This is a genomic window from Candidatus Aquarickettsia rohweri (genome assembly GCF_003953955.1).
GTDB classification, from domain to species: domain Bacteria; phylum Pseudomonadota; class Alphaproteobacteria; order Rickettsiales; family Midichloriaceae; genus Aquirickettsia; species Aquirickettsia rohweri.
The window spans coordinates 1-7,285 of the sequence record NZ_RXFM01000072.1 but is presented as its reverse complement, the minus strand read 5'-3'; the positions used below and the strand labels follow the sequence as shown (position 1 = coordinate 7,285).

At 29.5% G+C, this 7,285-nt stretch carries 11 protein-coding genes; 10 read left to right on the top strand and 1 reads right to left on the bottom strand.

The window, feature by feature from the left end; genetic code table 11:
- Window positions 1-127 (bottom strand): IS66 family insertion sequence element accessory protein TnpA (gene tnpA, locus EIC27_RS08295; RefSeq protein WP_410519461.1); only part of this gene is annotated, 127 nt, incomplete at its 3' end.
- A 68-nt stretch (window positions 128-195) separates the two neighbouring features.
- On the opposite strand from tnpA, the gene EIC27_RS07930 reads away from it, so the two are divergent.
- The 10 genes from EIC27_RS07930 to EIC27_RS05100 all read left to right on the top strand — a co-directional run.
- Window positions 196-324: a hypothetical protein gene (locus EIC27_RS07930; protein ID WP_276310337.1), complete on the top strand. Its 129-nt coding sequence runs from the start codon at window positions 196-198 to the stop codon at window positions 322-324.
- 116 nt (window positions 325-440) lie between these two features.
- Window positions 441-1,856, top strand: a complete 1,416-nt coding sequence (gene ccoN, locus EIC27_RS05140; RefSeq protein WP_126045038.1) for a cytochrome-c oxidase, cbb3-type subunit I — start codon at window positions 441-443, stop codon at window positions 1,854-1,856.
- Window positions 1,857-1,871: 15 nt separating this feature from the next.
- Window positions 1,872-2,603: a cytochrome-c oxidase, cbb3-type subunit II gene (ccoO, locus tag EIC27_RS05135; protein ID WP_126045037.1), complete on the top strand. Its 732-nt coding sequence runs from the start codon at window positions 1,872-1,874 to the stop codon at window positions 2,601-2,603.
- A 6-nt stretch (window positions 2,604-2,609) separates the two neighbouring features.
- Complete coding sequence (locus tag EIC27_RS05130; RefSeq protein ID WP_126045036.1) at window positions 2,610-2,777, top strand: cbb3-type cytochrome c oxidase subunit 3; 168 nt, start codon at window positions 2,610-2,612, stop codon at window positions 2,775-2,777.
- On the top strand, window positions 2,740-3,600 hold the full coding sequence (gene ccoP, locus EIC27_RS05125; protein ID WP_126045035.1) for a cytochrome-c oxidase, cbb3-type subunit III: 861 nt from the start codon (window positions 2,740-2,742) through the stop codon (window positions 3,598-3,600). The genes EIC27_RS05130 and ccoP overlap by 38 nt, the downstream gene beginning before the upstream one ends.
- Before the next feature lie 27 nt (window positions 3,601-3,627).
- Window positions 3,628-4,323 (top strand): heme ABC transporter permease CcmC, encoded by a 696-nt coding sequence (ccmC, locus tag EIC27_RS05120; protein WP_126045034.1) that lies wholly within the window; start codon window positions 3,628-3,630, stop codon window positions 4,321-4,323.
- On the top strand, window positions 4,310-5,275 hold the full coding sequence (locus tag EIC27_RS05115; protein ID WP_126045033.1) for a hypothetical protein: 966 nt from the start codon (window positions 4,310-4,312) through the stop codon (window positions 5,273-5,275). Before ccmC ends, EIC27_RS05115 begins: the two co-directional genes overlap by 14 nt.
- Before the next feature lie 72 nt (window positions 5,276-5,347).
- On the top strand, window positions 5,348-5,950 hold the full coding sequence (locus tag EIC27_RS05110; protein WP_126045032.1) for a peroxiredoxin: 603 nt from the start codon (window positions 5,348-5,350) through the stop codon (window positions 5,948-5,950).
- A gap of 3 nt (window positions 5,951-5,953) precedes the next feature.
- On the top strand, window positions 5,954-6,898 hold the full coding sequence (gene trxB / locus EIC27_RS05105; RefSeq protein WP_126045031.1) for a thioredoxin-disulfide reductase: 945 nt from the start codon (window positions 5,954-5,956) through the stop codon (window positions 6,896-6,898).
- Window positions 6,899-7,285, top strand: a 387-nt coding sequence (locus EIC27_RS05100; protein ID WP_126045030.1) for a coproporphyrinogen III oxidase, incomplete at its 3' end; no start/stop codon positions are given.

The following is a 7,285-nucleotide window of genomic DNA, read 5'->3' as shown; positions in this document are numbered from 1 at the left end:
CTACAAGAATTCTGTGCCATTTATAAAATGTACTTCTCGGCACATTCTTTTGCTTACAAAATTCATATTTACTTACATTACTTTTTTTATATTCTTCTACTAGCTCTTTCCATTTTTCATTACTTATTCTTTTTTTCTAATAGCATCATTAGCCTCTATTTTTTTAGGCTTTTGTTCTACCACTTATTTTTATTCTTGCCTAGATGCCCTTATTTTAGCGCTTACGATACTGCGCTTCATGATTATAAGATTTGTTATAATTCTTTATCTGCAACTCAGTTTATTTTTAAACTATTTATAGCAACTCTTACTCCTAACTATTAGTATAGCTACTATTTTTGCTTATGCTCAAATAGAATTACGTTTTTCATATATATGCAATTTATTGATTAGCTTTTTAACTTATGATACCTTACTTAAAAATTTTTTTATAATCCCTTATGAATATAGTCAATTACGACTATAAAAATATAAAGTTATTTGCTATTGCATCATTATTTTGGGCAATTATTGGAATGGGAGCAGGTGTTTTTATCGCATTTCAAATGGTTTTTCCAGAGCTTAGTTTTGGCATTGAGTGGACAACTTTTGGCAGACTAAGGCCAATTCATACTAGTGGTGTGATATTTGCTTTCGGTGGTAATGTTTTATTGGGTGCGTCTTTTTATGTCCTTCAAAGAACATGCCAAGTAATAATTTATTCATCAAAAATTGTGAGCTTTATTTTTTATTCTTTTCAAATATTCTTATTATTAGCAGTTTCTGGATATGTAATGGGTATAACTCAAGGAAAGGAATATGCTGAACCAGAATGGTATGCTGATATTTTACTTACAGTTATATGGTTACTATATTTATTTGTATATTTAATGACTTTAAAAAATAGAAAAGAACCACATATTTATGTTGCAAATTGGTTCTTTATGGCTTTTATAATCGTTATAGCAGTTCTTCATGTTGGAAATAATATAAGCATCCCTATATCTTGGAATAGTGCTGAAAGTATATCTTTCTTCTCTGGTGTACAGTCTGCGATGATTCAATGGTGGTATGGCCATAATGCTGTTGGCTTCTGGCTTACAGCAGCTTTTATAGGCATAATGTATTATTTTGTTCCTAAAAGAGCTAACAGACCTATCTATTCTTATAGGCTATCAATTTTACATTTTTGGTCATTAATCTTTACTTATATATGGGCAGGTCCTCATCATTTAATTTACACATCATTACCTGATTGGGTTCAAACTTTAGGAATGACTATGTCTATCATTCTATGGTTACCATCATGGGGTGGAATGGTAAATGGAATTATGACTTTATCTGGTGCTTGGTATAAGTTGCGCGATGATCCAGTATTAAGGTTCTTAATTATAGCTGTTGCTTTCTATGGAATGAGCACTTTTGAAGGTCCTGTTATGGCAATAAAATCTGTCAATGCCTTAAGTCACTATACTGAATGTACAATAAGTCATGTTCATTCTGGAGCACTTGGTTGGGTTGCGCTAATTAGCTTTGGAGCATTATATCATATGATACCAGATTTATGGGGCAAAAAAGAAATGTATTCTGTCAAATTGATTAGCATTCACTTATGGCTAGCTTGCTTAGGAATAGTCCTATACATAATTTCTATGTGGACTGCTGGCATTACACAAGGCTTAATGTGGAGAAGTTACGATGACATGGGATTTTTGAAATATTCATTTATAGAAGTAGTTAAGGTGTTGAGCCCTTATTATCTTATAAGAGCATTAGGAGGCTTATTATTTTGGTTAGGAGCATTAATTATGGTATATAATACAATAAAAACTATAAAAGATAGTAAGCTTGGTATAGTTAAAAATAACAAAAAATAATAGCTGATCTAATTTATGAGTAATTTTCATAGCAAAATAGAAAAAAAGATTTTTATACTATTAATTCTTATTATTTTTGTTACTTCTATTGGAGCTATTATACAAATTTTCCCTTTATTTAAAAAAGAAATTTCTTTAGAAAAAACAGACCAACTTAGACTATATACACCTCTAGAATTGCAAGGATTTTTTATATACAAAAGAGAAGGGTGCTATGGTTGTCATAGTCAACAAATAAGAAGGTTAGTTGATGAAGTAGAAAGATATGGGCACTATTCTTTAGCAATAGAAAGCATGTATGATTATCCATTTGCTTGGGGTTCTAAAAGAACAGGGCCAGATTTAGCAAGAGTTGGAGAAAAATATTCAGATGAATGGAATGTAGAACATTTATATCATCCTCAGTCTTTAGTTCCAGAATCTATAATGCCAGCTTATCCTTTTTTATTAAATAGAGAATTGCAGATAGATGATATAAAAAATAAAATGTTAGCTTTACAATTTGCAGGAATGCCTTATACAGAAGAGTATCAAAATAATTTTAAAAATGACTTAAATGTTCAGCTTGGAATTAGTCAAGACTCCACTGCAATTGAAGGTTTTAAAAAAAGGTATGGAGATAAAATTGCTATAAGGAAATTTAATAAAAAAAGTAATAAAATCACAGAGATGGACGCACTGGTATCATATTTACAAAGTCTTGGAAATAAAATTGATTTAACTAGTAATAAGGGCAGAAATTGGTAAAATAATATGAATACTATATTATATATAAAAATAGTAACATTATCCTTTTTAGCATTAAGTGTAGTTGGACTTTTATTTTGGGTATTTAGACCTAATTCTAAAAAATTATATAAATCCATAAGCAAAATACCTTTAGATGATGAACAAAAGCAAGTTAAAAACAAAAAAAAATAACGAGCCAAAAACTACCAGTCATGAATGGGATGGGATTAAAGAATATGATAATCCTGATCCATTTTGGTTAAGACTATTTTTCTATATAGCTTTATTTTTTGCATTAGTTTATTGGCTCCTTTATCCTAGTTGGCCAGTACCAAATGGCAAAGGTTTTTTAAATTGGTCTGCAAGAAAAGAACTCAAAGATGGTTTAGAAAAAATTGATAAGATAAGGAATAAATATCAAGAAAACTTTGATAAAAGTACTTTTGAAGAGATATTAAAGAATAAGGATTTATTAAAATTTGCTAATGCTGGTGGGAAATCTGCCTTTCAAAATAATTGTGAAGTATGTCACGGAAAAGGAGGAGGTGGCAACATTGGATATCCTAATCTTACGGCAGGAGCATGGCTATGGGGAGAGACAATTGATGATATTTATACTACTTTAAAATATGGAATTAGATCAGGAAATGATGAAACGAGAGATTCAGCTATGGCTGCTTTTGGCAGAGATAAAATTTTAGATTCTAGACAAATAGATGCTTTAACAAGATATATCCTTAACCTAAACAACAGAGATTATTCAAATAAAAAAGCAAATGAGCTATATCAAGAACATTGTGCGTCTTGCCATGGAAAGAATGCAGAAGGTGGAAAAGAATTTGGTGCCCCTAATTTAAAGGATGCAATTTGGTTATATGGTAATGATTACAAAACCATATATGATGTAATATATAATGGTAGAGCTGGAGTTATGCCATATTGGCAAGGAAAATTATCTGATTCAACAATTAGACAATTAGCTATTTATGTTCATCAGCTTGGTGGTGGCAAATAAGATAGTATAAAACTAATTTATATAAGCATGCTAAACTATAAAATTTTTAAAAAATTTCTTATCCCTATTTCTATAAGCAGTTTTATATTATCATTATGTTTTTTTATTTTGGGTATTTATTTTGTTTTTTATAAAGCTCCAGACGATTATCTGCAGCTTAACTTAGTAAAAATTTTATACCTTCATGTCCCATCAGCATGGTTATCAGTTTGCTTTTACTTATTATTAAGCATTGCTTCTATATTATTTTTAGCTTTAAAAAATCCTTTATACGATATACTTGCTAAATCTTTTGCATATGTAAGCTTATATTTCACTACTTCAACCTTAATAACAGGCGCTATATGGGGTAAGCCTGCTTGGGGTACGTGGTGGATTTGGGATGCGAGGCTTACTTCAATGTTAATCTTACTTTGTTTTGAAATTATATATTTTTTAATTAGGAATTCTTTTCAAAACGAATTACGAGGAGCAAAAATTTCCTCAGTATTTGCTATTTTTGGATTATTGGATTTGCCTATAATAAAATTCTCTGTTAATTTATGGGCTACGTTACATCAAAAAAGTAGTGTCTTTACTTTTTCTGGCCCAAAGATTCATGAATCTATGCTATATCCACTTTTTATAATGTTTTTTGCTCTTTTTTTTCTTGCAATATTTCTCTCATCAATTAGTATCTACGCAGAGATAGTCGGAAGAACAAAAAACAATGGGAAGTTTTAAAGTAATTTTTAATGCTTTATTTATAAAGTTATTATTTACTCCATACTTTGTATTTGGTTATGCTTGGGAAAGAGAAAAGGATAAAAAATATTATGAATATGGATTAACTATTGATCCTGGTTATTCTAGTTCATTTAATTATAATTTGGACAACAATACGGCTCTAAATTTTAAAGATGATACAAAAAAGTTAATTTTAACTAAATATAAAGAGCAAGGTTTATCAGATAGATTTACATTATTAAGCAAGCTAGATATACAAAGAATTTGCAGTGATTTAATAATAAATAAAGAAGAAAAAAATAAAGCAATAAATAACCCATCTATTCCATTAAATAATTTCAGAGGCAAAATGAGTTTTGTTGGAGTAGATTATGAAATAGGGATTAGAACTTTACTTTTTAAAAAAGAAAATCAACGCTTATCCATTGATACTATCTTAGGGTTTCCTGCTGCTATACATGGTGAAGGAGGGACAGATATTGCTAATCCAACTTTCAAATTTGGAATATCATATGCAAAAAATTTTGATTTTAAATTTTTGAAAAATAATTTTTATGAAGTTATGTTAGCTACTAGAGTAAATCCAAATATTAAAAACAAAGATTTGTTTGTTACTTTAAATTTAGGATTAAGGTTTACAGATGATATATTAGTTATGCTTTCATTTGAAAACAATTATTTATATAAAAATTCTTATGAAAGGTATGAGTTTACTTCAATTTATAAAAAAATATCCACTAAAGGATTAACTGATGAACAAAAAGAAAAACTAAAATCTCATATAGAACACCATTCCCTTCTAAATGCAAAGAAAACTGAGAGAAAAATCAATACAAAATTTACTTATACAATTGATAATAAATATAGTATTGCATTTGACTATTCTTATAGATTTGCAAAAAACATAAACCCACACTTAATAAAATTTTCCATCATTAAAGATTTATAACTCATTATCTTGTATTTTTGTAACAGCTACAATATATTATTATCAGATTAAAAAATAAACCGAGGTTAATTTATGTCATTTTTGATTGGTAAGAAAGCTCCTGATTTTAAAGCTGTTGCAATTATGGGAGATAGTTCAGTAAACGAAAATTTTGTTTTGAGTAAATTTTTATCTGGTAAAAAGGGAATTATATTTTTTTATCCTTTAGATTTTACATTTGTATGTCCATCAGAAATTATTGCTTTTGACAAGAAACTTGAAGAATTTAAGAAAAAGAATACAGAAGTTATTGGAATTAGTATAGACTCTCATTTTTCTCATTTAGCATATAAAAACACTACTATTAATAATGGTGGAATAGGAAATATAAAATATCCATTAGTCTCAGATATTACAAAAGACATTTCACTTAGCTATGATGTGTTAATTAATCAATCTATTGCTCTAAGAGGAACCTTTTTAATTGATGAAAATTTTGTTATAAGACATCAAGTAGTCAATGATTTGCCATTAGGTAGAAGTGTTGATGAAGCTCTTCGTATGGTTGATGCACTTTATTTTCATCAAAAGCATGGTGAAGTATGTCCCGCAAATTGGAAGCCTGGTAAAGCAACTATTAAGCCTGATACCGAAGGTATTAAAAATTATTTAAGTGAAAATTCTGATGAAATTTAACCTATGACATTTAAAAAATTCAAAACAGAAGTTTTAATAATAGGTTCGGGACCCGCAGGTTACAGTGCAGCAATCTATGCTGCAAGATCTGCGCTCAACCCTATTTTAGTTTCAGGTAGTCAGCCTGGTGGCCAACTTACAATAACTACAGATGTTGAAAATTATCCAGGATTTGCAGAAACTATACAGGGGCCATGGTTAATGGAGCAAATGAAGCAACAATCTGAAAAAGCTGGCACGGAATTTATCAACGATACAATAAAAAATGTTGAATTAACAAAAAACCCCTTTATTGCTTCAGGTGATAGTGGGAATGTATACGAAGCAAAATCAATTATTATTGCAACAGGAGCTCAAGCTAAATGGCTAGGACTTGAATCGGAAAAAAAATATATGGGATTTGGTGTTTCTGGTTGTGCAACATGTGATGGATTTTTTTATAAAAATAAAGAAGTTATTGTTGTTGGAGGTGGTAATACAGCTGTTGAAGAATCTTTATATCTCACTAATCATGCTTCAAAAGTAACTTTAATACATAGAAGGGATAGTTTAAGGGCAGAAAAAATTTTACAAGAAAGATTATTTAATCATCCTAAAATTCACATTTTATGGGATACTGTTTTGCTTGAGGTACTTGGCACAGATAAACCTTTATCTGTGGAAGGAGCAAAAATTAAAAACTTAAAAACAGGAAGAGAGGATAAAATAAAAATTGATGGAATTTTTATTGCAATTGGTCATAAACCTAATACAGAATTATTTAAAGGGTCAATTGATATGGATGATGAAGGTTATATAATAACTCATCCAGATAGTACAAAAACAAGTACACCAGGTATTTTTGCTTCAGGTGATGTTCAAGATAAGATATATAGACAGGCTGTTACAGCTGCTGGCACAGGTTGTATGGCAGCTTTAGAAGTCTCTAAATTTTTAGAGACTGAATAAATGGATAAATTTAGTAACAAAAAAGGGTTAGCTAGCAATTGGTTTAAAAAACTTAGAGATAATATATGTGATGAATTTGAAAAGATAGAAAATGAATTTGGATCATCTGTGTCTTTTAAACGTAAAAAATGGTATAGAGATGGAGGAGGTGGTGGTGAAATGTCAATCATGCGTGGATCAATTTTTGAAAAAGTAGGAGTAAATATATCCACAGTTTATGGAGAATTTTCTGATCAATTTGCAAAAGAAATACCTGGTTGTGAAAATGACAATAATAATTTTTGGGCTAGTGGAATTTCTTTAGTTGCACATATGAATTCCCCACATATTCCAGCAGTTCATTTTAACACAAGAATGATTGTAACAACTAAGCAATGGTTTGGTGGC